24 protein-coding genes and 1 pseudogene are annotated in these 24,575 nt (G+C 69.8%); 9 read left to right on the forward strand and 16 right to left on the reverse strand.

Translation table 11 applies throughout. From position 1 onward, the window contains the following. Positions 1-12 precede the first annotated feature (12 nt). The 9 genes from EVJ50_RS10855 to gcvT all read right to left on the reverse strand — a co-directional run bounded on the left by EVJ50_RS10855 (position 13) and on the right by gcvT (position 10,573). The gene (locus tag EVJ50_RS10855; protein WP_225322903.1) at positions 13-906 is read right to left on the reverse strand and encodes an aminotransferase class IV; all 894 of its coding nucleotides are present in this window, start codon (positions 904-906) and stop codon (positions 13-15) included. Beyond that, positions 903-2,222: an anthranilate synthase component I family protein gene (locus tag EVJ50_RS10860; RefSeq protein WP_225322904.1), complete on the reverse strand. Its 1,320-nt coding sequence runs from the start codon at positions 2,220-2,222 to the stop codon at positions 903-905. Before EVJ50_RS10860 ends, EVJ50_RS10855 begins: the two co-directional genes overlap by 4 nt. Next, the gene (queC, locus tag EVJ50_RS10865) at positions 2,219-2,944 is read right to left on the reverse strand and encodes a 7-cyano-7-deazaguanine synthase QueC (RefSeq protein ID WP_150883963.1); all 726 of its coding nucleotides are present in this window, start codon (positions 2,942-2,944) and stop codon (positions 2,219-2,221) included. Before queC ends, EVJ50_RS10860 begins: the two co-directional genes overlap by 4 nt. Next, entirely contained in the window at positions 2,941-4,590 is a 1,650-nt protein-coding gene (locus EVJ50_RS10870; protein WP_150883965.1) for a diguanylate cyclase, read from the reverse strand. The genes queC and EVJ50_RS10870 overlap by 4 nt, the downstream gene beginning before the upstream one ends. Further along, positions 4,590-5,246, reverse strand: coding sequence for a 7-carboxy-7-deazaguanine synthase QueE (locus EVJ50_RS10875; protein ID WP_150883967.1), 657 nt, complete (start codon positions 5,244-5,246; stop codon positions 4,590-4,592). Before EVJ50_RS10875 ends, EVJ50_RS10870 begins: the two co-directional genes overlap by 1 nt. Next, positions 5,243-6,922: a CTP synthase gene (locus tag EVJ50_RS10880; RefSeq protein ID WP_150883969.1), complete on the reverse strand. Its 1,680-nt coding sequence runs from the start codon at positions 6,920-6,922 to the stop codon at positions 5,243-5,245. Before EVJ50_RS10880 ends, EVJ50_RS10875 begins: the two co-directional genes overlap by 4 nt. Before the next feature lie 77 nt (positions 6,923-6,999). Then, a complete protein-coding gene (locus tag EVJ50_RS10885; RefSeq protein ID WP_150883971.1) occupies positions 7,000-7,485 on the reverse strand; it encodes a Dps family protein in 486 nt (161 codons plus the stop codon). Positions 7,486-7,573: 88 nt separating this feature from the next. Then, on the reverse strand, positions 7,574-9,394 hold the full coding sequence (gene aspS, locus EVJ50_RS10890; RefSeq protein ID WP_150883973.1) for an aspartate--tRNA ligase: 1,821 nt from the start codon (positions 9,392-9,394) through the stop codon (positions 7,574-7,576). A 42-nt stretch (positions 9,395-9,436) separates the two neighbouring features. Beyond that, positions 9,437-10,573, reverse strand: a complete 1,137-nt coding sequence (gene gcvT / locus EVJ50_RS10895) for a glycine cleavage system aminomethyltransferase GcvT (protein WP_370455491.1) — start codon at positions 10,571-10,573, stop codon at positions 9,437-9,439. Between the two features lie 177 nt (positions 10,574-10,750). Between gcvT and EVJ50_RS10900 the strand changes: the two genes are divergently transcribed. Then, complete coding sequence (locus EVJ50_RS10900; RefSeq protein WP_150883977.1) at positions 10,751-10,993, forward strand: hypothetical protein; 243 nt, start codon at positions 10,751-10,753, stop codon at positions 10,991-10,993. Positions 10,994-11,104: 111 nt separating this feature from the next. Then, complete coding sequence (locus EVJ50_RS10905) at positions 11,105-11,503, forward strand: cyclic nucleotide-binding domain-containing protein (RefSeq protein ID WP_225322905.1); 399 nt, start codon at positions 11,105-11,107, stop codon at positions 11,501-11,503. Positions 11,504-11,506: 3 nt separating this feature from the next. Here the strand turns inward: EVJ50_RS10905 and speB are convergent, their stop codons facing one another. From speB to EVJ50_RS10925, 5 genes and pseudogenes are all read right to left on the reverse strand, one after another. After that, positions 11,507-12,364 (reverse strand): agmatinase, encoded by an 858-nt coding sequence (gene speB / locus EVJ50_RS10910; protein ID WP_225323200.1) that lies wholly within the window; start codon positions 12,362-12,364, stop codon positions 11,507-11,509. A 75-nt stretch (positions 12,365-12,439) separates the two neighbouring features. Beyond that, positions 12,440-13,297, reverse strand: a pseudogene (speE, locus tag EVJ50_RS15115) (polyamine aminopropyltransferase); the annotation flags it as partial. 53 nt (positions 13,298-13,350) lie between these two features. Then, positions 13,351-14,259 carry a nucleoside triphosphate pyrophosphohydrolase gene (gene mazG, locus EVJ50_RS10915; RefSeq protein ID WP_150884992.1) on the reverse strand — a complete coding sequence of 303 codons (909 nt, stop codon included), beginning with the start codon at positions 14,257-14,259 and terminating at the stop codon, positions 13,351-13,353. A 34-nt stretch (positions 14,260-14,293) separates the two neighbouring features. Then, positions 14,294-14,707 carry a DUF2227 family putative metal-binding protein gene (locus EVJ50_RS10920; RefSeq protein WP_370455492.1) on the reverse strand — a complete coding sequence of 138 codons (414 nt, stop codon included), beginning with the start codon at positions 14,705-14,707 and terminating at the stop codon, positions 14,294-14,296. Positions 14,708-14,794: 87 nt separating this feature from the next. Next, positions 14,795-16,435: an iron uptake porin gene (locus EVJ50_RS10925; RefSeq protein ID WP_150883979.1), complete on the reverse strand. Its 1,641-nt coding sequence runs from the start codon at positions 16,433-16,435 to the stop codon at positions 14,795-14,797. 368 nt (positions 16,436-16,803) lie between these two features. On the opposite strand from EVJ50_RS10925, the gene EVJ50_RS10930 reads away from it, so the two are divergent. From EVJ50_RS10930 to EVJ50_RS10950, 5 genes are all read left to right on the forward strand, one after another. After that, positions 16,804-17,628: a calcium-binding protein gene (locus EVJ50_RS10930; protein WP_150883981.1), complete on the forward strand. Its 825-nt coding sequence runs from the start codon at positions 16,804-16,806 to the stop codon at positions 17,626-17,628. A 54-nt stretch (positions 17,629-17,682) separates the two neighbouring features. After that, positions 17,683-18,309, forward strand: a complete 627-nt coding sequence (locus tag EVJ50_RS10935; protein WP_225322906.1) for a rhodanese-like domain-containing protein — start codon at positions 17,683-17,685, stop codon at positions 18,307-18,309. Beyond that, a complete protein-coding gene (nth, locus tag EVJ50_RS10940) occupies positions 18,306-18,959 on the forward strand; it encodes an endonuclease III (protein WP_150883983.1) in 654 nt (217 codons plus the stop codon). The genes EVJ50_RS10935 and nth overlap by 4 nt, the downstream gene beginning before the upstream one ends. Positions 18,960-19,048: 89 nt before the next feature. After that, entirely contained in the window at positions 19,049-19,996 is a 948-nt protein-coding gene (locus tag EVJ50_RS10945) for an NAD-dependent epimerase/dehydratase family protein (protein ID WP_150883985.1), read from the forward strand. A gap of 43 nt (positions 19,997-20,039) precedes the next feature. After that, positions 20,040-20,375 (forward strand): hypothetical protein, encoded by a 336-nt coding sequence (locus EVJ50_RS10950; protein WP_150883987.1) that lies wholly within the window; start codon positions 20,040-20,042, stop codon positions 20,373-20,375. Positions 20,376-20,382: 7 nt separating this feature from the next. Here EVJ50_RS10950 and EVJ50_RS10955 read toward each other — a convergent pair whose 3' ends face one another. Continuing rightward, positions 20,383-20,694, reverse strand: a complete 312-nt coding sequence (locus tag EVJ50_RS10955) for a hypothetical protein (protein ID WP_150883989.1) — start codon at positions 20,692-20,694, stop codon at positions 20,383-20,385. Between the two features lie 155 nt (positions 20,695-20,849). On the opposite strand from EVJ50_RS10955, the gene EVJ50_RS14670 reads away from it, so the two are divergent. Together EVJ50_RS14670 and EVJ50_RS10960 are read left to right on the forward strand one after the other, a co-directional pair. Then, the gene (locus EVJ50_RS14670) at positions 20,850-21,011 is read left to right on the forward strand and encodes a hypothetical protein (RefSeq protein ID WP_191964747.1); all 162 of its coding nucleotides are present in this window, start codon (positions 20,850-20,852) and stop codon (positions 21,009-21,011) included. Between the two features lie 483 nt (positions 21,012-21,494). After that, entirely contained in the window at positions 21,495-24,203 is a 2,709-nt protein-coding gene (locus tag EVJ50_RS10960) for a calcium-binding protein (RefSeq protein ID WP_191964748.1), read from the forward strand. 16 nt (positions 24,204-24,219) lie between these two features. Here the strand turns inward: EVJ50_RS10960 and EVJ50_RS10965 are convergent, their stop codons facing one another. Then, on the reverse strand, positions 24,220-24,564 hold the full coding sequence (locus tag EVJ50_RS10965) for a hypothetical protein (protein WP_150883993.1): 345 nt from the start codon (positions 24,562-24,564) through the stop codon (positions 24,220-24,222). Positions 24,565-24,575 lie beyond the last annotated feature (11 nt).

A 24,575-nucleotide genomic window follows, 5' to 3' on the forward strand; every position in this document is an offset into this window, starting at 1 on the left:
GGCAACCGTGTGTCATTCCCCATCCCGGCTGTCCCCGGCGTCTTCGGCGGATCCTGGCAAAGCGGCTCCCTCGTCCCGCAGCAGGAGCCCGAACAGCCGGTGAGCCAGCGCCGGGCTGCACCCCAGCGGCCGGCAGCCCAGGCTGTTGAGCAGCAGGGTGGGTCCCCGCAGCACCTGCGCGGCCGTGAGCGCCGCTTCCCGGGCCAGACCCAGCTGCAGGGCCCGGCCCCGCATCACACCCGGCAGGCAGCCGCTGCTGAGGGGCGGCGTCAGCCAGCCGGCCTCGCTGCCCCGCCGCCCGGGATCCGCCACCAGCACGTTCGCCGCCGTGGCACAGGCGATGCCACCACGGCTGCTGGCCAGCAGGGCGTCGTCCGCTCCGGCGTTGCGCGCTTCGAGGCGAGCCAGCACGCTGCCCGTGTAGGCGAAGCACTTGTGACGGCTCAGTGGGCTGTGGCCGTTGCGGCAGTGCAGCCGGCTGAGCACCAGCCGCACCGGATCGTGGCTGGGACGCGCGGGGCTGAGCTGCAGCCAGAAGCGGGACCGCCCCGATCCGGCCTCGGCCGGCAGCAGCCCGCGGCCGCCGCCGCCCCGGCTCCAGTTCAGCCGCAGGGCACCGTTGCGGATGCCGCTGCGGCGCACCGCCTCCGCCAGCAGCGCCCCGATGACGGAGGCTCCCGGGGGCTGGGGCAGCCTCAGAAAGGTGGCACCGGCCCGCCAGCGCCGCAGGTGGGCCTCCAGCAGCTGGGGCCTTGCCTCCAGCACGAGCACCGTTTCGAACACGCCGTCCGCCAGGAGCAGGCCCCGCTCATCCAGCGGCAGGGTCAGCTGGTGCGGTGGTCCCCAGAGCTCGGAGCCGTCCTCCTGCAGGAGGCAGGCGATGGGGGCCGGCGGTGCAGCGCTCACGCGTCAGCGGCCAGCGCGTCCAGCAGGGGCTGGAGTTTCCACTCCAGCTCGCGGGCTTCGGCGGACGGATCGGAGTCGGCCACGATGCCGCAGCCGGCATGGGCCTGCAGGTGGCGGCCCTGCACCATCACGCTGCGGATCAGCACGTTGCTGTCGAGGCTGCCGTCGCCGTTGCAGAGCAGGAAGCTGCCGCAGTAGGGGCCCCGGGCGATCGGCTCCAGCTCGTTGAGCCGCTGGCAGGCCCGGATCTTCGGAGCCCCGCTGATGGAACCGGGCGGCCAGCAGGCCCGCAGCAGCGCGGCGGCGGCGTGGCCAGCGGCGAGCTCGCCCCGCACCACCGAGGTGAGGTGATGCACGCGGGCGTAGCTCTCCAGCCCCACCAGCTGGGGGACGCGGATGCTGCCGGGCCGGCAGAGCCGGCCGAGGTCGTGCCGCATCAGATCCACGATCATCACGTTCTCGGCCCGGTCCTTCGGGCTGCAGACCAGCTCGGCGGCCGCATCGGCATCGGCGATCGGGTCGGCGGCCCGGGGCCGCGTGCCCTTGATCGGCCGGGTCTCCACCTGCCCCGTGGCGCTCACCTGCAGAAACCGCTCCATCGAGGTGGAGAGCACGGCGTGCTCGCCGCTCACCATCAGGCCGGAGAAGGGGGCGGGGCAGCGCCGCCGCAGCCGCAGATAGAGGGCCAGCGGGTCGGGAGGCCGCGCCCGTTCGGCGCGCCGGCAGGCGGTGAGATTGGCCTGGAACAGATCCCCGGCGGCGATCAGTTGTCGCAGCTGGCCCACCTGCTCCCGGAAGCGCTCGGGCGGGGTGAGCCACTGCCAGGCCTCCTGCGGGATGGCCGGCTCGGCGGGCGGCGGGACCGGCCGGGTCTCCAGCAGCTCCCGGACCGGCTCCCGCCAGCGGCGCAGGGCCTGCGGCCGGCCTTCCAGCTGCAGCGTGCGTTCGGCCAGGTCGAAGTGGAGCAGTGCGTCATGCCGGCAGGCCCGCAGCACCGGCAGCCGGGGGCTCTGCCAGTGCTCGGCCGGCTCCACCCAGGCGCCGGCCTCGTAGGCCAGCCAGGCCAGCCAGCGCTCGCCACTGCCGACCAGCTCGGCCAGCAGGGCGAAGGGATTGCGGGCGCCGGGGCTGCCGGGCAGGCCCTCGCACAGCAGAGTCTCCTCGGGCCGGAGGCCCACCACGGCCCGGCGGCCCAGGGGGCTGCCGTCGCCATCGAGCCAGCTGAGCCCGTCGCGGCCGAAGGCCTGCGCCAGCTGTGGCACCAGCTCCTCCGGCGGGCGCCAGGGCAGGGCCTCGCGGCTCAGGTCGCCGCTCACCCGGCCTCGAGGGCCCGCCGGGCCCGCGGGCTGGCCAGATCCGGGCGTCCGGCCTCGATCAGGGCCGCATCGCGGATGCGGCAGCTGTCGCAGAGACCGCAGGGTTCGCTGCCGCCGCTGTAGCAGCTCCAGGTGCTGGCGATCGGCACATTCAGGCGCAGGGCCTCCTGCACGATGCGGGTCTTGCTCCACTGCACCAGGGGCGCCCAGAGGCGCGGCGCGTGTCCCTCCCGGCCGGCCTTGCTGCTGAGGTTCGCCAGGTGCTGGAAGGCTTCCAGGTAGTCGGGACGGCAGTCGGGATAGCCTGAGTAGTCGATGGCGTTCACCCCCAGCACGAGGCGGCCGGCGCCGCGCGCCTCCGCCAGGCTCAGGGCGATGGCGATGAACACGGTGTTGCGGCCCGGCACGTAGGTGCTGGGGATGCGCCCGGCCTCCACGCCCTGCTGGGGCAGGGCCATGGCGGCATCGGTGAGGGAGGAGCCGCCCCAGCGGGCCAGATCCACCCGGATGGTGTGGTGCTCGGCCAGCCCGAGGCTCCCGGCCACCACGGCGGCGGCCTCCAGTTCGCGCCGGTGGCGCTGGCCGTAGTCGAAGGAGAGGCCGATCACCCGTTGCCCGTCCTCCAGGGCCAGGGCGGCGGCGGTGGCGGAATCCAGGCCGCCCGAGAGAAGGGCCACGGCGGTGCCGGCCGGACCCGGGGCGGAAGTGGCAGCTGCGGTCATGCCGGGGATCCTGGTGGCTCAGAGCCCTCGCGGTGCAGCACCACCCGGTCGCGTCCGCCGTCCTTGGCGGCATAGAGGGCCCGGTCGGCCAGATCGATCAGAGCCAGTGCGTCGGCATCCGGGAGGGCCATGACGATGCCGATGCTGAGGGTGACCCGGAACTCCTCCTCGCCGCCGGCCGGGCCTCCGCCCACCGGCACCGGCTGGCAGGCGGGACGGTGCACCAGGCCGCGGGCGTCCTCAAGCAGGCGCTGCGCGATCGCCAGGGCTTCGGCGGTGTCGGTGTGATTGAGCAGGATCACGAACTCCTCCCCACCGAGGCGGGCCACCACATCGCTGCCGCGCATGGTCTCCCGAAGCAGACGGGAGAGCCGCACCAGAACGGCATCGCCGGTGAGGTGGCCCCAGCTGTCGTTGACGCGCTTGAAGTGGTCGAGATCGACCATGAGCAGAGCGAGGGGCAGGCCGTAGCGGCGGCTGCGGGTGAGCTCCGTGTTCAGCCGCTCCATGAAGGCGCGCCGGTTGAACAGGTTGGTGAGGGGGTCGTGGCGCGAGAGCTCCCGCAGCTGCTCCTCGGAGGCCTCCAGCTCGCGGTTGGTGCGGCTGAGGGCCTGGCGGGCCGCGCTCAGTTGGAGCATGGAGCGCTGCTGCAGCACCGTGAACACCATCACCACCGCCCCCACCCCCGCCACCATCCAGGCCAGGTGGCGGGCGAAGCGATTCATCGTGGCGCTCAGGAACGCCTCGGTGGCGGAGAGCTCCACGCTCCAGGGCGTGCCGTAGACCATCGCTCGCGCCAGGGCCGGCTCGCCCACCGGCTCGCCGACGCGCTCGTCGAGGCAGGGGGCATCGGGGCAGCCCTCCTCGCTGATGCGCACGTTCAGGCCCTTGGCGCGCATCGCGAGAAGCTCCGCCTCCAACAGCACCGCGAGATCGAACACCAGAGCGAGGAAACCCTCCAGGTTCTGGCGCCGCTGCTCCAGCCCCGTCGGCACGATGCCATCGTCGAAGGCAGGCGCGGTGATGGCGAAGCCGATCGGAGAAGTGGGGTCATCGGGCCAGCGGATCACGGGGAACAGGCCGGAGGCCACCGGCTGACCCGTATCCCGGGCCTGCCACTTCGACTCCATCCGTTCGGGTGAGAAGGCCAGATCGAGCCCGAGGGTGGTGTCGCCCTCGAAGTTGGCGATCACGTAGAGCACCGGCACGTGCGGATCGCGTGGGCGGGCGGGGATCGGCCCGGCCTCGCTCTCCTCCCAGAGGCGGAAGTCGCTCAGGACGCCGCCCTGCCGGCGCACCCGCTGCTCGAAGGCGGCCCGCTCGGCGGCGGGCACCAGCGGCTGCCACTCAATGAAGATCATCCCTGGATTGAGGGACGCCTGCCCGGCCAGCTCCTGGAAGGCGCTGAAGGACATCAAGGGATGGTGGGCGAGCATGGAGATCAACCCTCCCTTGCTCAGCACCGCATCCCGCACCGAGCGCTCGATCGCTGAGGCCAGTTCGGTGGCTTCGCCATCGAGCCGGGCGATGGTGGTGGTGCGGATGTGGTTCTGCTCCAGCACATGGGTGGCCACGGCCAGCCCCGCGAACACGCCCCCCAGCAGCAGGTCGAGGGCCAGAAACCGCCGCCAGCGCCCCTGCCCCATCAGCGCACCCCCAGGCTCTTGTGCTGCTGCAGGCTCAGGCGCCAGGCCGGATGGCTGCGCACATGGCCCAGGGCCAGGGCGGTGCCGGCCTCGCTCTGCCAGCCCGGCTGCAGCAGCAGGGCCGGCGGATCAGCTTCAGCGGCCCTGAGGGCCAGCGCCCGCGCCGCCATGGCCTCGGCGAAGCTCAGATCCTCCGGATCGTGCACCACCACCTTGAGCTCCTGGCAGGCCGCCAGCAGGCCGTCCAGGGGCGGGCGGTGCCGCTTGGGGGAGAGGGTGATCCAGGCGAAGCGGCCGCTGAGGGGATCCACGCCGCTGGTCTCCAGGTGCAGCGGCAGATGGGTGGCCTGCTCCAGCTCACGGCAGAGGGGCCCGAGATCGTGGTGCAGCGGTTCGCCGCCGGTGATCACCACGAAGGCCGCGCCGTCGCGTGCGGCCTTCCGGGCGTCCCGCCCCAGCTCCGGCAGCGGCCGGCGGTCGTGGGCCTCCTGGGGCCAGGAGTGCTTGGTGTCGCACCAGGGGCAGCCGACGCGGCAGCCCGCCAGGCGGATGAAGAAGGCGCTGCGGCCGCCGTGCAGCCCCTCGCCCTGAATCGAGTGGAAGGTCTCCACCACCGGGAGGCAGGCCGCCCCCGTCAGGGGAAGGCCGGTTCTCATGGGGTGGAGGGGGCGAGGTCGGCCGTCGCGTGCGCCGCCGCGGCCTGTGCCGCGGGGTCCGTTCCCGCCGCCAGAGCGCTGTGGCGCTGCTGGGCCGCGGCGATCAGGCCCAGGAACAGGGGGTGGGGGCTGCCGGGGCGGGAGAGGAACTCCGGATGGAACTGGCAGGCCGTGAAGTAGGGGTGATCGCGCAGCTCCACCAGTTCCGCCAGGCGGCCATCCGGTGAGGTGCCGCTGATGGCGTAGCCCGACTGCAGGAACAGGTTGCGGTAGGCGTTGTTGAACTCGTAGCGGTGCCGGTGCCGCTCGTAGATCACCTCGCGCCCGTAGAGCCGCTCGGCCAGGGTGCCGGCCCCGATCCGGCAGGGGTAGACCCCCAGGCGCATGGTGCCGCCCAGGTCCACCACGTCCTGCTGCTCCGGCAGCAGGTGGATCACCGGATGGGGTGTGCCCGGCTCGAGCTCGGCGCTGCTGGCCCCCACCAGGCCGGCCACGTTGCGGGCCCACTCGATCACGGCGCACTGCATGCCGAGGCAGAGCCCGAGAAAGGGCACCCGCTGCTCCCGCGCCCAGCGGATCGCCTCCACCTTGCCGTCCACACCCCGGTTGCCGAAGCCGCCGGGCACCACCACCGCATCCATGCCCTGCAGCAGAGCCTCGGGGCCGTCGCTCTCGATCTGCTCGGCACAGACCCAGTGCAGGTCGAGGGAGGCGTCCTGCGCCAGGCAGGCATGGCGCAGGGCCTCCACCACCGAGAGGTAAGCGTCGTTGAGCTGCACGTACTTGCCCACCAGGGCCACGGTCACCGGCGGGCCGGGATGGCGCAGCTTGTGCACCAGCTGGGCCCAGGCCCCCATCTCGCTCTCGTGATCGGGCAGGTCGATCACCTGCAGCACCTCCCGGCAGAGGCCCCGCTCCTCGAGGGTGAGGGGCACGGCGTAGATGCTGTCGGCATCGAGGGCCGGGATCACAGCCCGGGTGGACACGCCGCAGAAGCCGCCGATCTTGCGGCGCAGCTCATCGCTGATGTCGCGGTCGCTGCGGCAGACCAGCAGATCCGGCTGGATGCCGATCGAGCGCAGCTCCTTCACCGAGTGCTGGGTCGGTTTGGTCTTGATCTCGCCCGAGGTGCCGATGTAGGGCAGCAGCGTGACGTGGATGTAGGCCAGATCGCGGCGGGCCACGTCGTCGCGGAATTCCCGGATCGCCTCGAGGAAGGGCAGGGATTCGATGTCGCCCACCGTGCCGCCGATCTCGGTGATCACCACGTCGGCGTTGCTGTTGGCGGCGACCCGGTGGATGCGCTCGCGGATCTCGGCGGTGATGTGGGGGATCACCTGCACGGTGCCGCCGTTGTAGTCGCCGCGTCGCTCCTTGTTGATCACCGCCTGATACACCGAGCCGGTGGTCACGCTGTTGAGGCGCGACATGGCCGTGTCGGTGAAGCGCTCGTAGTGGCCCAGGTCCAGGTCGGTCTCGGCGCCGTCCTCGGTGACGAACACCTCCCCGTGCTGGAAGGGGCTCATGGTGCCGGGGTCCACGTTCAGGTACGGGTCCAGCTTGAGGATCGAAACGCTGTACCCGCGCGACTTGAGCAGCCGTCCCAGGCTGGCCGCCACGATCCCCTTGCCGATGCTGGAGACCACCCCGCCGGTGACGAAGACGAATTTGCTCATGGCGCGTTGCTCACGGCGGCCGGCGCGTTGCTCATCGCACCCGGCTCGACTGTAGGAACAGCTTCGGCATGGCCGGCTCAGCCCTCCAGCAGGCTGCGCAGCATCCAGGCCGTCTTCTCGTGGATCTGCAGCCGCTGGGTGAGCAGGTCGGCCGTGGGCTGATCGTTGGCAGCCTCGGCCACCGCGAACACCTGCCGGGCGGTGCGGGCCACCGCCTCATGCCCCTCCACCAGCTGCCGCACCATGGCCAGGGCCGCCGGGTGGGTGTCGGCCTCCTCCACGCTGGCCAGAGCGGAGAGGATGCGACCGCCGAAGGGCGCCGGGCAGCCGAGGGCGCGGATCCGCTCGGCGATCACATCGAGGGCGTTCCAGAGCTCGGTGTACTGCTCCATGAACATCAGGTGCAGCGTGTTGAACATCGGCCCGGTCACGTTCCAGTGGAAACCGTGGGTGTTGCCGTAGAGTACGTAGGTATCCGCCAGCAGACGGCTGAGGCCGTCGGCGATCTCCTGCCGCTGGGCTTCGGGGATGCCGATGTTGATGGCGGGGGCGCTGATGCTCATGAAGGGTCCTGCCCGGCGAGGCATGCTCCCCTCCGGTCTAGGGCCGCCGGCGGCCACGGTCAGCTGCCCGGCCGGCGGCGGCTGAGGGTCATTCCGGCGGCGTCCAGGTGCTGGCCACATGCAGCTCCTCGAGCTGGCCGTCGCTGACGGCGGCGGGCGCCTGGGTCATCAGGCAGCGGGCCTGCTGGGTCTTGGGGAAGGCGATCGTGTCGCGGATCGACTCCTCTCCCGCCAGCAGCATGACCAGACGGTCGAGCCCGAAGGCCAGGCCTCCGTGGGGCGGGGCGCCGGTGGCCAGGGCGTCGATCAGGAAGCCGAACTGGCTGCGGGCCTCCTCCGCCGAGAGGCCCACGGTCTCCAGCACCTGCTGCTGCAGGGCGCTGTCGTGGATGCGCAGCGAGCCGCCGCCCAGCTCGAGGCCGTTGAGCACCAGGTCGTAGGCCTGGGCCCGGGCGGTGGGAAGGGTCTCGGACCAGCGCTGCGGGTCGCTGCCGAGATCCTCCGGGTTGGGGGCGCAGAAGGGGTGGTGCAGGGCCTCGAGGCGGTTCTCGTCGCTGTTGAGCTCGAACATCGGGAAGTCCACCACCCAGAGGAAGTGCCAGAGGTCGTTGTCCCGGTCGGCCGGGACCAGCCCCAGCTGGCGCGCCAGGAACTGACGCACCCGGTCGAGCGCCTTGTTCACCGTGGCGGTGTCGCCCGCCCCGAACAGCAGCAGGGTGCCGGGCTCGGCGCCGCTGCGCTCCAGCAGCTCGGCGCGGCGCTCGCCGGTGAGGGAGTCGCGGATGGCGCCGATCGTGTCGATCTCACCGCCTTCGCGCACGCGGATGAAGGCCAGGCCACCGGCGCCGGCGGCCTGGGCCTCGGCGAACACATCGCCGCCGGGCTTGATCCGCACGTTGCTGATGGCGTCGTTGCCGCCGGGCACGGCGATGCACTTCACCGCGCCACCGGCGGCCACGGCGCCGCTGAACACCTTGAAGCCGATGTCGCGCACGAGATCGCTCACGTCGGTGAGCTCCATGCCGTAGCGGGTGTCGGGCCGGTCGGTGCCGTAGCGGTCCATCGCCTCCTGCCAGGTCAGCCTCGGGAAGGGATCGGGCAGCTCAACCCCCTTCACGGCCCTCCACACGGCACGGATCAGGCCCTCGTTCAGGGCGAGGATCTCCTCCTGGTCCATGAAGCTCATCTCCATGTCCAGCTGGGTGAACTCCGGCTGCCGGTCGGCCCGCAGGTCCTCGTCGCGGAAGCAGCGGGCCACCTGGTAGTAGCGCTCCACCCCGCCCACCATCAGCAGCTGCTTGAACAGCTGGGGGGACTGGGGCAGGGCGAACCACTCACCACCGCAGACGCGCGAGGGAACGATGTAGTCGCGGGCTCCCTCCGGCGTGGAGCGGGTGAGCACCGGGGTCTCCACCTCGATGAAGCCGGCGTCCTCCAGGTAGCGGCGGCAGGTCTGCACCGTGGTGTGGCGCAGGCGCAGGTTGCGGGCCATGCGCTCGCGGCGCAGATCCAGGAAGCGGTGGCGCAGGCGCAGCTCCTCGCGCACCGTCTCCTCGTCGTGCACCGAGACGCTGAAGGGCAGGGTGCCGCTGACGGCGTTGAGCACGGTGAGGCCGGCGGCCAGCACCTCGATCTGGCCGGTGGCGATGCGGGGGTTGATCGCCTCCTCCGGACGGCTCCGCACCCGGCCGCTCACCTGCAGCACCGTCTCCTGGCGCAGGTGCTCGGCGGTGGCGAACAGCTCGGCGCCCTGGTCCGGGTCCACGGTGATCTGCACGGTGCCGCTGCGGTCGCGCAGATCGATGAAGATCACCCCGCCGTGGTCGCGGCGGCGATCCACCCAGCCGCAGAGACTCACCTCCTGATCGATGGCGGCTGGGCGCAGATCGCCGCATCCGTGGCTGCGCATCGTGGGGGGCTCGGGGACAGGAAGGGAGTGTCCCACAGCGATTTACCGCCGCAGGAAGGGGCGGCGCACCACCCGCGCCGGCTGGGGTGTGCCGCGGATCTCCACCGCCAGCTCCGTGCCGGGCCGCGCCAGGGCGGGGGGCACGTAGGCCATGGCGATGCCGCACTGCAGGGTGGGAGACCAGCTACCGCTGGTGACCCGGCCCACAACGGCATCGTCGCTGCCGCAGCCGGCCCGCACGCTGTAGCCGGCCCGGGGGATGGCGCGCCCCTCCAGGCTCAGGCCCACCAGCCGCCGCTCAAGCCCCTCGGCCGTCTGCCGTTCCAGCACGTCGCGTCCGACGAAGGCTTCGGGCATCTCCAGGTGCACCAGCCAGCCGAGCGAGGCCTCCAGGGGGCTGGTGGAGCGGTCCATGTCGGAGCCGTAGAGGTGCAGGCCCGCCTCCAGACGCAGCGTGTCGCGTGCGCCCAGACCGCAGGGCTCGACGCCGGATTCGGTGAGCCGCTGCCAGAGGGCGGTGCCCGCCTCGCCCGAGGGCAGCAGCAGCTCGAAGCCGTCCTCGCCGGTGTAGCCCGTGCGGGCCACCAGCACCTCGGCCCCGGCGGCCGGCCCCTCGCCGATGCCCTCCAGCCGCAGCTGGCGGTGGCCGAAGCGGGGCAGGGCAGCCAGGGGTGTGCCATCGGGCCCGGCCATGGCCGCGGCGGTGCTCTCCCCCAGCAGCGGTGCCAGACGGGCGGCGGCCTGCGGGCCCTGCAGGGCCAGCAGCACCCCATCCCCCTTGGCATCGGTGATCATGACGCCGTGCGGTGCCAGCTGCTCCTGCAGCCAGGCGGTGTCGGCCTCGGCGCAGGCGGCGTTGATCACCAGGAGCAGTTCGCTCTGCCCGTCCCGCAGGCCGCAGTCGTAGGCGATCAGGTCGTCGAGGATGCCGCCGTCGGCCTGCATCAGCACCGTGTAGCAGGCCTCGCCGGGGCCGATGCGGTGCAGGTCCGAGGGCACCAGGCGCTGCAGGTGATCGCTGCAGGTTTCGCCCGTGAGCCGCAGCACCCCCATGTGGGAGATGTCGAAGAGGCCGCAGCCGCTGCGCACCGCCTGGTGCTCCTTCACCACCCCGGCGAACTGCAGCGGCATCTCCCAGCCGGCGAAGGGCACCAGGCGGGCGCCGCTGGCCTGAATCACGGCGTGCAGGGGGTGTGGCGCAGTCCCATGCCGTGATCCGGTCGCTCGGCGGGAATCCTATGGATGCCGGTCTCCTACCGATTCTGTTCGGGTTGCCGAAGAGAAGGAGGAGGTTTCCGCCGATCGGGTGTTGCTGGCGGCGTGCATCCCTTACCTTTTCGGCACCCGAGTTGTCCAGTGCCTCAGATTCCCTGCTGCCGAAGCTGCCGCCATTGCACCCTGGCGCGTTCACCGGAGCCGGGCTTCTGCAACCTGCGCCAGCTGCCCATCCATGCCGAGGTGGCCGGGGACGTGTCGTGCCACCACTGGACGCCCCGTGGCCCCAGGCTGCCCATGCTTCCCGATCGCGAGGCCCTGAGCCAGGCCCTGCCGCTCGCTCCTCTGCAGCTGGATCTGGAATCGGCGTTCGCAAGCACCTGATCCCCGGAACCGTGGTCGCCTGTTTCAGGTGTGCATCAGCTGATGCGCATCACAGAGCACTGAGTGCTCCAATGAGACAGGGGTAGACAACCCCTCTGTTCGTCCCTGCCCGTGACTTCCTCCCCGGCTCTGGCAACGGCGGCTGAGCTGATGCTCAACCGGGCAGCCGGTGAGCGGGTCGCCTTTCCCACCGGAACGCCGATCTTCCGCCAGGGCGCTGACGTGCGCTCCATCTACGCCATCTGCCGGGGCGTGGTGGATGTGGAGGAACGGGATCAGCAGCGCATGCGCTACGGCGCCGGCGATCTCTTCTCGTATCAGGACATCCTGCTGCCCAACGCCGTTCACACCAACTCGGCCGTGGCCGCCACGCCGGTGGAGCTGGTGCGGGTGGAGCGGCTCAACTTCCTCAACCTGGTGCACCTGCATCCCACCCTGGTGATCCAGCTGCTGGCCCAGCAGCACCGCCGCCTGCGGGAGCAGCGGGCCAACGGCAGCTGCTGGTTCTGAGGCTCAGTCCGAGGGCGGGCTCAGCAGCAGCAGCAGCGAACGCACCACCTTGGCCGCCAGCACGGCGCTCTGGCCGCTGCCATCGAGCTGGGGCGCCAGTTCCACCACGTCGGCCCCCAGCCAGCGCCGACCCTTCAGCACCTCCACCAGCGCGGCGAAGTGGCTCCAGCGGAAGCCGCCGGGCTCCGGCGTGCCGGTGCCGGGCATCACGGAGGGATCGAACCAGTCCAGGTCCACCGTGAGGTAGAGGGGCCGGTCGGCATGGGGCGCCAGGGCCTGCTCGAGCGCCTCGCCGGCGCGCTGGGGCGCGTCCGCCGGTGAGGCCGGCACCAGGCGGCCGCTGCGGTGCAGCTCGCGGAACTCCGGCCGGGTGCCGCTGCGGATGCCCACCTGCAGCAACCGATCCGCCGGCAACACGTCGAGGCAGCGGCGCATGGCGCAGGCGTGGCTGTGGCGGGCTCCCAGCCAGCTGTCGCGCAGATCGGCGTGGGCATCGAGCTGCACCACCACCAGATCCGGGTGACGCCGCACCGCCGCGGCCACCGCACCGGCGGTGATCGAGTGCTCGCCGCCGAGCATCAGAGGCGTGAGGCCAGCGTCCAGCAGGGAGCCGGTGGCGGCCTCCACGGCGGCCACCACCGGCTCGGGTGCCCCAAACGGAATCGGCAGGGCGCCGAGATCGGCGTAGGCGCAGTCCTCCAGGTCGCGGTCCAGCTGGGGGCAGTAGGTCTCCAGCCCCTGGCTCACCTCCCGCACGGCCGCCGGCCCGAAGCGAGCGCCGGGCCGGAAGGAGGTGGTGCCGTCGTAGGGCACCCCGAACAGGGCCACCCCGCAGCCACGCGGGTCGCGCCGGGCGCCCATGTACACCGCCCCCTCCGGATCGAAGCCGGGCAGCGTTGTGGCCGGAGGAGGGGCTGTACCGGGCTCCTCGGCGGCCAGCTCCCGCTCGATCGCCGCCGGCATCGCCTCGAACGCGCCCCGCTGCCAGCGGGGGCTCCAGATGTGGCAGCCCGCCGCCACCGCCGCGGCCCGCTCCGGCTGCGGGCTGCGGTAGCGGGGACCGTCGCAGGCGGCGAAGGTCCAGCTCCACCAGCCGCTGGGATACATCGGCACCCAGCCGTACAGCGGATCGGCGTGGCCGTAGAGCTCCCGCAGCAGCCGCACCATGGCCAGGTGCACCTCGCGGAAGGCTTCGGGGGACTCGCTCTGGCTGGCGAAGACGCCGCCGGGCCGCAGCAGCCGGCGGCAGTGGCTGAGGAAGGCGCGGTTGAACAGCCCCTCCGCCGGTCCGGCCGGATCGGAGCCATCCACGATCACCACGTCGTAGGAGGCCTCCGCCCCCTCGGCCACCCAGGCGATGCCATCGGCGATGTGCACATGCAGGCGCTCGTCGCTCCAGGCCTCGCCGCCGATGGCGGGCAGGTGCTCGCGGCTGAGGGCCACCACGCGGCCATCGATCTCCACCAGGTCCAGGTGCTTCACCTCGCGGTGGCGCAGGCATTCACGGGCGGTGCCGCCATCGCCGCCGCCGATCACCAGCACCCGCTCGATCGAGGCGGCGCCGCAGAGGGCCGGATGCACGATCGCCTCGTGGTAGTGGCGCTCCTGCTGTTCGGCGGTCATCCAGCGGCCGTCCAGCAGCAGACCCCGGCCGTAGCGGGCGCTCTCGATCACGCTGATCCGCTGGAACGGGCTGGTCTCCTCCACCAGCACCCGCCCGGCCAGGCCGTAGCGGACGCCGTCGTGGATCTCATCGACCCAGCCGTGGCTGGCGGAGGCGGAGGGGAGGCTCACGGAGGCCGGACCGGTGGGGGAGAGGGACCTCTCCAGTGAAGCCGGCCGCGGCGTCAGCTCCCGCCAGCGCCGGTGTCCGGCCCGGCTGTGCCGCCGCCCTCCGAGCGGATCGCCTGCTTGGCCTGCTGCCACAGGCCCTCGAGCTCCTGGAGAGAGCGTCCCTGCAGGTCGCCCGCCAGGGCCGCCTCCACGCGGGAGAAGCGATCGAGGAAGCGCCGGTTCGTGCCCGCCAGGCCCTCCTCGGGGTTGAGCCCGCACCAGCGAGCCACGTTCACCAGGGTGAACAGCACATCGCCCAGCTCGCTTTCGGCGTGGGCACGGTCGCCGCTGCTCACGGCCTCCTCCAGCTCCGCCATTTCCTCCCGCACCTTGCCCCACACCCCGGCCATGTCGTCCCACTCGAAGCCGGCCGCGGCGGCCTTGCGGGAGATGGTCATGGCCGCGGCCAGGGCGGGCTGGCCCCGCACCTTGCGGCCCAGGGCGTCGCTGAGCGGGCTGCGGCGTTCGGGGTCGCCGCTCGCTGCAGCGTCGCCGCTGGCCGCCTGCCGCTCGGCCGCCTTGATCGCCTCCCAGCTGCGCCGCACCGCCTCGGCATCGCCGCGGTGTCCGCGATTGCCCGCCCCGTCGTCGCCCGCGGGCGCGAACACATGCGGATGACGGCGCACCAGCTTGTCGCGCAGGCCCAGCGCCACATCGGCCAGATCGAACCGGCCTTCCTCCGAGGCGATCTGGCTGTGGAGCAGCACCTGCAGCAGCAGATCCCCCAGCTCCTCGCGCAGATGGGCGTCGTCGCCGTGGCGGATGGCGTCGGCCAGTTCATGGGCCTCCTCCAGGGCGTAGGGCACCAGGGAGGCGTGGGTCTGCTTCAGGTCCCAGGGGCAGCCGTGCTCCGGGTCCCGCAGGCGGGCTACCACCGCCGCCAGCTCGGCCATGGCCTGCTGCGGGGGCACCTCAGGAGCCATGGATGCTCGCTCGCGATCGTTGCCGGCCAGCCTCTCACCGTTGGCGCCGCGGCCAATCGGGGTCGCCATCGAGCAGCAGGTGCAGCCAGGCGCTGAGCTCCAGGCTCAGCAGCGCGCAGAGCAGCCAGACGCGGCGCTCGTCGCCCAGGCGGGCGGCCCATCCGGCCAGCCGGGCCATCAGACCCGGGGCCAGGCCCAGCCCCTCGAGCAGGGCGGCGGCGGCTCCGCACCAGACGATCAGCAGCAGCAGGCGGCCGGCGGTGCCCAGCAGGGGCGCGTGCGAGATGGGTGAGCGGTGCGGCAGCAGCCTGCGGTAGGGCCACCAGATCCAGCCCAGAGGGCCCCAGCGCCGCAGGGCCCGGGAGCGGGTGTCGAGATCGGGGGAGAGCCAGAGCCCCCCGCCAGGAAGCAGGCCGCGGCCAGGGCGGCTCCCGCCGGGCCGAGCCATGGCCACCAGGTGAGGCCGTAGGGCCCGGCCAGCCAGCAGGTGGCCCGGTCGTGGACACGACCGGAGGCCATGACCTGAGTGCAGGGATCAGAAGGCGAAGGTGGTGCGCACCAGGCCTCCCAGCTGGTTGAAGCTCTCACCGGTGGTGAACTGTCCCAGCGGGCGGCTCAGATAGAAGAGCGCCGGCGTAACGGTGATGTTGTCCGTCACCTGGAACTTGTACCACCACTCCCACACATAGTTGCCGTCCTTGGCCGTGATGTCATCACCTTCCAGCGCAGTGGCGAAGGTGGGCTGACCCACCGCCATGCCGAAGGCATTGCCCTTGATGAACACGTCGTCCCACTCCAGGCCCACTGACCAGGACTGGGATTCGGTCACGGCACCGTCGGGGGTGCCACCGTCGTAGCTGTGGCTGTTGATGCCCCAGCCCACGCTGATGGAGGGGACCCAGCCGCTGTCGGCCGGCTGCCAGTAGGCGCTGAGGCCGAAGGCGTTGGTGCCCTGCGCATCGAAGAACTCCAGGCTCTCCTGCAGGAAGCTGGTGCCGTGGGGGATCAGGGTTCCCTTGGAGAGATAGGAGTAGATCGCGGCGATCGCCCACTGCTCGCCCTGGTAGCCGATCTGAACCGTGCCGGTTCCCTCGGCGCCATCGGTGGCGATGCCCCCTTCATTGGGGTTGCCATTGTCGGCGTTGGCGGAGACGTAGTTGGCGTGAACCGCGAAGCCGCCGCTCTCCCAGGTGAGGCCGGCGCCGGCCCCGAGGTTCTTGTTGTAGGCACCCACCGCGCCGGGAAGGGTGGTCACATCCAGCACGGTGGAGGTGATGTCACTGGCGTAGGCGGTGGGCCAGATGGGCAGCATGTCCTCCTGACCGATGCGGCCGCCGAGCCACACCGTCCAGTTGTCCCCCATGGGGAAGGTGTACATCAGGCGGTCGATGCCGACCACATCGAGGCCCGCGTCCTCCTGGAAGGCCACCTCCAGGGTGGAGAGGCTCGAGGGACCGGCGCCGCCGAAGCTGGAGTCGGCGAAGTTGCCGGCCCGCAGGATCGTGATCAGAGCATCCTTGCCGGTGAAGCTGGTGGTGAGCGCCAGCTGCACGTCGTAGCTGAAGGTGGTGGCGCCGAACTCCTCGGCGGCCCGATCGCTGCGTTTGTCGCCGCGCTCGATGCGGATCACCCCGCCGTCGTCATCGACGATCGTCACCACCTCGCGGGCATCGCCGCCGAAGCTGTTGGCGCCGATCACGAAGCTGGCCTGACCCTCGAGGGTGGTGGTGGTGGAGAACTGCGTGGCCTCCAGCTCACCCACGCGGGCCTCAAGGCCATCGACGCGGCCCCTGAGGATGGCGAGTTCCTTCTCGAACTCCTTCATCAGGCGCTTGAGTTCGTCGGTCACCTCGGTGATCCGATCCAGGCAGGCGTTCAGCAGTGCCGCCGCCTCGAAGCGGGTCATGGCACGGCCGCCGCGGTAGGTGCCGTCCGGATAGCCGGCCACGCAGCCGTAGCGCTCGATCAGGTTCGAGAGCGCCTGGTAGGCCCAGTCGGTCGGGTAGACGTCCGAGAACTGGGAGATGCTGGTGACCTGCTCACGGGAGCTGGAGTAGTCGCCGACGCCATCCAGGTTCAGCTCGGAGGCGTTGGCGCTGCCGGCCACACCGGCGGCCACAGGAGCCAGAAGGCCCAGGGCCGCGGGTGCCACCAGCAGTCGCTGGACGAGTTTCATGGGGTCCTCACACGGTTGGAGCCTAGGGAGTCATTGAGAATGAATCCCGTTCTCATGCCGAGACCCCCGCGTCGACATCGTCGGACGTGAGGGAGGCGAGGCCCTCATCTTGCGGAGAGGTCGCTGCCGGTGCTTGTCCTGTGCGGGTGATGCAGGCCCGGCCGATGGATCGGGCTCCGCACGCCTCCTGCGCGAATGATGAGCTAATCGTTGCCTCCTCATCAGCTCTGTCGATCAGCCGAGTGTGAATCTGAAGAAACTGTGACTGATGTCTGACTCGTCTGTGAACAGACGCCATCTCAGCTCCAGGCAGGTCAGTCGAGCAGGACGATCGACTACAACCTGGCTCATCGCAGTCCTTCCTTCCGGTGACAACAGCTGCCTCGCAGATCAACACCTTCCTGCTCGCGGACGATGGTGTGGTCAACTTCTCTGATTTGGCCGACAGCATCGATCTTGAGGCCTTCCCCGACCTTCTCGGCCAGCCGATCCGGCTGTTGAGCGGCAACGACAGGGTGACCGGAGCCGACGTGAACGTGGCTGGCTACGCCAACCGCGTCAACGGCAACCTTGGCTCAGACGATCTGTTCGGCTCTGTCTTCCGGGATTTTTACCGAGGTGGCAAGGAGGAGGATGAGCTCTTCCTGCGTGCGGAGGCTGACTTCGGCAACGGCAACAACGGTGACGATGATGTCTACGGCGAAGCCGGCAACGACCTGATCCGCGGTGGCAGGGGTGACGATGAGCTCTATGGAGGAGAGGGCTCTGACATCCTTATCGGTGATTTCGGCCAGGATGAGCTTGTCGGTGGCGGTGGCGCGGATCGGTTTGTGATCCGAACCGACTCACGCCTCGTTGATGGCGTCACGCTCTCGAACCTGTCGGCCAACCCGGGTGAGGTGGATGAGATCGAGGATTTTGACGTCGCCTCCGGCGATCGCATCGTGATGCCCGGCGTCAGCAGTCGCGATCAGCTCACCATCGCGGCCTTCGAGGACGACAGCGCCATCATCAGCGTCGATTTCGTCAGCGGTTCTCTCTTCGCCGCCGTCGTCGACGACGTGAATGCCGCCGACCTCCAGAGCGTTGCCGGCAGCGCCATCCTCATCGGCGCCACAGCGGACAGCTTCCTGAGCCAGACCAACCCGGACGCCTTTCTCGCCAATCCCGACCTGTTCGCCGCGATCGGCTGACTCGGCGCCATCAGCCGTTAGACCGGTCGAGACGCACCGACTTCCGTTCAGACCGTGCCGCTGTTCGCCCTGTTGCTGGCGCTGGTTCCCGCTGGGCTTGTTGCTCCAACGGGGCTGGAGCCGCTTCGGGGCCGCGCCGCGCGGTTGCTGACGCCATCGTGGCCGTTCGCGGCCGCATCCCGGCCCGAGCGCTCGGATGCCGAGCGGGCCAGAGAGATCGCCAGGCGCTACGGGCTGTTCCGCCGGCTGCGCTTCGCCGCCGTTCCCGATCTCACCCCGCAGGCGCTCGGTCAACGCCTGGCCGCCTCCGGCAGCGGCACGTCCGGGGAGTCTCTGCTGCTGGTGGACGTGCGGGAGCCGGCCGAGCAGGCGGTGTCGATGCTGCCGGGGGCGGTGAGCGCCGAGCAGTTCGAGCGCCACCGGGAGCGTTACCGCGACCGCACGGTGGTGGCCTACTGCACCATCGGCCTGCGCAGCGGCCTCAAGGCCCAGCAGTGGCGGCAGCAGGGGATCGAGGCGGTGAACCTCGCCGGGGGCGTGCTGGCCTGGGCCCACGCGGATCAGCCCTTCGTCTCGCCCGCGGGGCCGACCCGGCGGGTGCACGTCTACGCACCCTCCTGGAACCTGCTGCCCGCCAGCCACAGCGCGGTGGTGGAGCGGCCGGACCAACCGTCCGCATGAGACGAAAGGAACGGGCGGAGCTGGTTCTTGAGCGCCTGGCGGAGCTCTATCCCGAGCCGCCCGTGCCGCTGGATCACAGCGATCCCTTCACCCTGCTGATCGCTGTGCTGCTCAGCGCCCAGTGCACCGACAGGAAGGTGAACGAGGTGACCCCGGCCCTGTTTGCCGCCGGCCCCACGCCCGCCGCCATGGCGGAGCTGGGTGAGGAGGCGATCCTGGGCCACATCCGCCAGCTGGGGCTGGCCCGCACCAAGGCGCGCAACGTGGCGAAGCTGGCCGCCCTGCTGCTGGAGCGGCACGACGGCCAGGTGCCGCGCAGTTTCGAGGCCCTGGAGGCCCTGCCCGGGGTGGGCCACAAGACCGCAAGCGTGGTGATGGCCCAGGCCTTCGGCGTGCCGGCCTTCCCGGTGGACACCCACATCCATCGCCTGGCCCAGCGCTGGGGCCTGAGCAGCGGCGAGAGCGTCAGCCGCACGGAAGCGGATCTCAAGGCCCTGTTCCCGCGCGAGGCCTGGAACCGGCTGCACCTGCAGATCATTTTCTACGGGCGGGAGCACTGCACGGCCCGCGGCTGCAACGGGCTGATCTGCCCGATGTGCCGCGAGCTCTACCCGCGCCGGCGCCGGCCGGTGCTCTGCCGCAAGCCCTGAGCTCCGCTGCCTCCGCCTTGGACCGGCTGGTGGCGAGAGCTACCACGTCCGGTCCGGATCCGCGTAGGTTTTAAGAAAAGTGACACTTCATGGAGATCGATCTGTCGGGCCTGTATCAGCGCATGCAGAGCGCCCCCCGTCCGGTTCTGCCCTCCGGGCTGCATCGCGGCATCGTCGGTTGCGGCTATGTCGGCCGTGCGGTGGCCGCCTCCTGGCGCGGTGCCGGCCACCGGATCACGGCCACCGCCACGCGTGAGGAGAGCCTGGCCTCCCTGAAGCCGCTCGTTGATCAGGCCGTCCGCTTCCGTTCCGACGAACCGGACAATGCCCTGGCTGAACTGGCCGGCTGCGACGGCCTGCTGATCAGCCTTGCCCCCGGCGGCAGCCGCCAGGCCGGAGAGGACGCCTACCGCTCGGTGTTCCTCGACGGATTGCAGCAGATCAGGGCCGCCCTGGCCTCGCGGCCAGCCTCCCAGCCGTTGCAGCTGGTGTATCTCAGCAGCAGTGCGGTCTACGGCGACCGCCGCGGCCAGAGCACCGATGAACACGCCCCGCTCGACTGGACCCACCCCCTCAATGCCGTGCTGGCGGCCGCGGAGCAGAGCGTGCGCTCGCTGCGCAGCGAGGCGGTGCGGGTGTGCGTGCTCCGGCTCGGTGCCATCTACGGCCCCGGTCGTGACGTGCCCGGCCAGATCCGGGGCGCGGCTGGCCAGGTGGTGCTGCGCAACGGCGATGCGGTGGGCGGCTGGATCCACCGCGACGACATCGTGCAGGCAGTGGATCTGGCCTTCGATCGCGGCCTCGACGGCGTGTTCAACCTGGTGGACGACCTGGAGCTGAGCGGCCGCGATCTCGCGGACGCCATCTGCGATCAGGCCGGCCTGCCGCCGGTGATCTTTCAGGCGCCGTCCCGCTCCTCGGGGGAACGGGTGCTCAATGCCCGCATCCGCAATGCCCGGATCAAGGGTCAGGGCCTCGTGCTGCAGCACCCCTCGATGCTGGCCTGGAGCCGCAGCGTGTCCGGGTCCCTCGCCTGAAGGCTGCGCCGGCTCCAGAGTGGACGCCCCCGTGATGCGGTTCATGCGCTCCTCCCCAGGTCCGGCCACGCTGCTCGCCCTCTCCCTGCTCTGGGCCGGTGCTCTCGGCCCGGCCGCCCGGGCCGAGGGCTGGAAGTCCTGCACCTACAACGATCAGCCGATCGGCTGCCGCGACAGCCAGCAGGGTGACGGCAGCGTGATGATCCGCTGGCGGGACGGCAAGGCCATGACCTACCGGCTGGTGCAGGAGGGCTATCCCACGTCCGTGCTGCGCGATTCGCTCGGAGGCATCTGGGAGCGTGAGCTCTACCCCCAGGGCAACGTGGTGTACACCAACCCCGACAACGGCAACCGCATCTTTGTGCCGCTGCGCTACTGAGCAGCGCTCAGCCGGCGGGCTCCTCGGCGCTGGCCCGGACCCGGCGCACCGAGAGGCCGGCCTCCACCGCCGTGACCAGGGCCAGGGCCACCAGACCCAGCAGTCCGATGCGCTGGTTCACCACCTCGCTGGCCGCATCGGCCTCCTGAGCCAGAACAGCGCCGGCGATGAACCAGGCGCTGGAGAGCGAGGCCGTGATCCAGTAGGCCCGCCAGCGGCGCTGGTACAGGTAGCCCGTTCCCAGCCCGGGCATCACGTTCAGCAGCACGGCCACCCAGCCGGCGGAGGCCGCCAGGATCTGGTCACGGCTGGGAGTCATGCGCAGGCCTTCAGGGGTCAGCGCGCACTTTGCCGCGGACGGGTGGCCTGTGTTGGTTCCACGTCCGCGCTGCACCGATGGGCCGTGCAGTCACCTTTGATACGTTGATTGACCCTCTGCCCAACCGGTTGGTTGTGGTCGCCTGATCGCGTCCGATGGCTGTGCCACGCCCCACGAGCCGCATCGCGCTGGTGCGTTTTCTTGAACAGCAGGGGCAGCGCGTCCCCCCTCAGCTGCGCCGGGCTGCAGAACTCGAACGGGCCCAGAGGGAGCGGGAGGGCCTGCCGATTCCGGACGCCGCCGATCTGAGCCTCTGATCCCTGCCCGGGGTTCCCGCATGGCCTGGCTTGGTTGCGCTTGTTGATGCGGACGGGATCCGTGCCTGAGGCCTGAATGACACTCAGGTCGGACCAGACTCTGACTGAATGATGACTGTCGGGCGATATCTGCGCAGAGGTGCGGCATCCCGACCCGACATCTGAAGGGTCTCTGGAGTCTGTCCTTCAGATGAAGGATGTGCGGCACAGCGTGGCGCCTGAGCATGAAGCCATCGGAGGGAGATCCATCCCTCTCTGCTCCCGTTCTCCGTTCTGAAGGCATCTCTCATGAACCCGATTGATCCCATCACCGGCGCTGTCGCGTCCCAGGCATCCGTGCCGTCCTCAGCATCCGAATCGCTTCCCAATCTGTTCGTGCCTGAAGATCCCTCAGATCCTTCGATCGAGCCTCCGGAGCCATGGAGCCCTGTTCAACCACCGCTGCCACAGGCCCACGAGAGTGTACCGGAGGAACTCAGCCTGATGCCGACCAGCTCACCGGCCCCCTGGGGCCATGAGTATGAGCGCCACTATCAAAGCGCCAGCGGGGGAAACTATGCCTGGTACAGCTTTGCCCGATCCAGCGGCACGATCAACAATGTGGGTGACTTCACCAACAACTGGACATATCAGCAGGAGAATCCAACCTGGGACTGGCCCGTGGGTTACAAAACCTGGTGGGTGCACTCACAGGTGTCGGGCAATGGCGGCGACAACGTGATCATCGGGGCCGGCAAGGTGCCCTCTCCCAACCTCTCCTATGTCCACAACGACCGACTTTTCGGCAATGGTGGTAATGATGTGCTGTATGGCCTCGATGGCAACGACCTGCTCGATGGCGGGGCGGATCAGGACCGCCTCTATGCCGGCCTGGGCTCGGACACCCTCCGGGGCGGCTCGGGTGACGACTGGCTGATCGTGGATCAGCGCCGCGATTCCGATCGCAACGTGCTGAATGGTGGCGCCGGCTTCGACACCTTCGTGCTGGCGCCGATGAGCGGCAACGGCTGGGTGGAGCTGGATCCCGGCAGCAGCGGCGAGTCCTACGGCGCCGATGTGTCCACCGGGCTGGATGTGACGGGTGCTGTGCTCAAGGCCACGCCGATCAAGCCGCTGGGCTACGCCCTGCAGGCGGCGGGCAAGCTGGTGGATCTGTTCAATCCGAGCCAGAGCACACCTCCGAGCCTCACGCTCGACTGGCCCCAGGCGGATGTGGTTCAGGACTTCAATCCGTTCGAGGATTCCCTGATCCTCAACTTCGATCCGCGCCGCACACGGGTGGAGGTGATCCAGAAGCAACCCTCCGGTGATGGCTTTCTCGTGCGCCAGGAGGTGAACGGTCTCTGGTCAACGCTGGCGGACGTGAGCTTTGACGTGGCCGCCATGAGCAGCCGGCTGTCGGAGCCCGGCATGGAATCGCTCAACCAGCGCGACCTGCTCGATCTGGCCTATCGCACGGTGGCCAACACCATGGTGGCGGTGGATGGCAGCAGCGGCTCCGTCAGCCTCGGGCAATCGGATCTGAACAGTGGTGGTGATGTGACCGGGCTCGGCTCCAACGGCGTGATGCTGCTGGGCGCCTACGGCAGCCAGGCGATCACGCGCACGATCGAGAAGGAATCCCAGTTCGTCGGCAGCGATTTCGGTGATCTGTTCGTGGCCTTCAATCAGGCCAACCCCATGAATCCCGATCTCGATGGTGTGGAGGTCTGGGGATTCGGCGGCGACGACCTTTTCATGACCGGCGGTGGCTCCAATTACATCTACGGCGGTGCCGGCTCCGACTGGATCTCCTACGACTACGAGACCAATGGCGCCACCCGGGGCATCGAGGCCGACCTGAGCCTCGGCTTCATCAACAACGGCCTGCGCCGCCACGACCGGCCCGATCTCGGCGACCCCACGGCGGACCGCGACTATGTGGACAGCGTGGAGAACGTGGTGGGCAGCCGCCTGGATGATGTGATCCGCGGCGACGCCAACGCCAACACGCTGGTCAGCGGCGAGGGCGACGACATCCTCGCCGGCCGCGGCGGTGCCGACACCTTCGTGCTCAACGGCGGCACCAACACCATCGAGGATGCCAGCGCCGGCGACAGCATCGAGATCCTCGCTGATGCCTACAGCTTTGCCGAAGGCATGCCGGCCCTTCTGATCTCGGATGTGGATCCTGAAGGGAACCGCATGGTCACCTCCAGCGGTGGGGATCTGATCGCGATTCTCAATGACCAGGCTGGCAGCTCCTTCGATCCCCTCACGGGGATCCGTGTCATTGATGCCGATGGCACCCCCATCGACGGTGATGTTGTTGTCGGTGATGTCAAGATCGGTACGGATGGGGATGATGTGCTTCTGGCCCAGTCGGCCACTGGCAGCGTCTATGGCCTGGCCGGTGATGATGTGCTGATCGGTCGAGGGTCCCGCAATCAGCTCGTCGGTGGTGACGGGCGAGACATCCTCCAGGGCGGTTCAGCCTCAACCACCCACGATATCCTTGTTGGAGGTGGTAGGGCTGATGCGTTCGTCCTGGCTCCTGGAATCGCCAGGGTTGAGGATTTCAGCATTGCCGACGGTGACACGCTGGTGATGGATCGATCCGACATCTTCAGCTTCTCTGTTGAGCCTCTTGTTGGCGAGCCCAACACCCTGAGAGTGTCCGTCATCGGCCGCGATGGAATGCGTGGCGTTGATCTGGTGGGTGTCACCAAAGACGAGTTTCTGGCCTACTCGGGTGGCATCACTGACATGGCGGGATTCGATCCTCTCGTGGAGGATCCCTGGTCACAGCTCACAGCGGCACCAGTATCAGCCGCCCAGGATCTCATCACAGGTGAGTCTCCTGCCGATCCTGAAGTGGGTGATCCACTGCTCCCGGGCGATGATCTCAATCCCAGCGCTCCCGTCCTGCCGGAGGATGGCCTGGCACCGGTCGATCCGATCACAGGCACTGCAGGCGACGATGTGCTGGTGGGGACCGAAGCCGCCGACACCTTCCTCTGGTCCGGTGGAAACGACATCGTCTCCGGCTTCAGCCTGGCGCATGGCGATGTCTTCCACATCACCGCCGACACCAGCTATACGATCCTCCAGTCCGGAGCCGATGCCCAGCTGGTGACCGACTTCGGCACCACCACCTTCACCGGGGTGTCCGTGGATGAGCTCTCCGGGGGGCAATCTGTGCTGATCGTCTGATCAGCCGGGGGGTTGGTCAGTGATGGTCCATCTGATGGACGAGCCAGTTGTTGAGGCTCTGCTGCAGTTCGTTTCCATAGGGAGACTGCAAGGCATCGGGATCATCGACCAGTCGCTCGAACAGCATCTGGGCGAGAACAAAGGTGCGCACATCCACAGCGCCCGCTGGTTGTGAAGTCATCGCCATTCCTTGCCAGCGATGTTGTAGCCAGCGGCTCTGGCAGCCGATGGTCTCTCTGGACTGTTGCACCGGTGTCTGTCCGGCCTTGTGCCGCTCTCGCCGGCAGCGTGATCCGCCAGTGCCGCGATTGTGGGCTGCATCGGCCAGGGCGGCCACTGCAATACCGGGAACGAGAATCAATCTCTCTGCGG

The organism is Synechococcus sp. RSCCF101, from assembly GCF_008807075.1.
Lineage (GTDB): Bacteria > Cyanobacteriota > Cyanobacteriia > PCC-6307 > Cyanobiaceae > RSCCF101.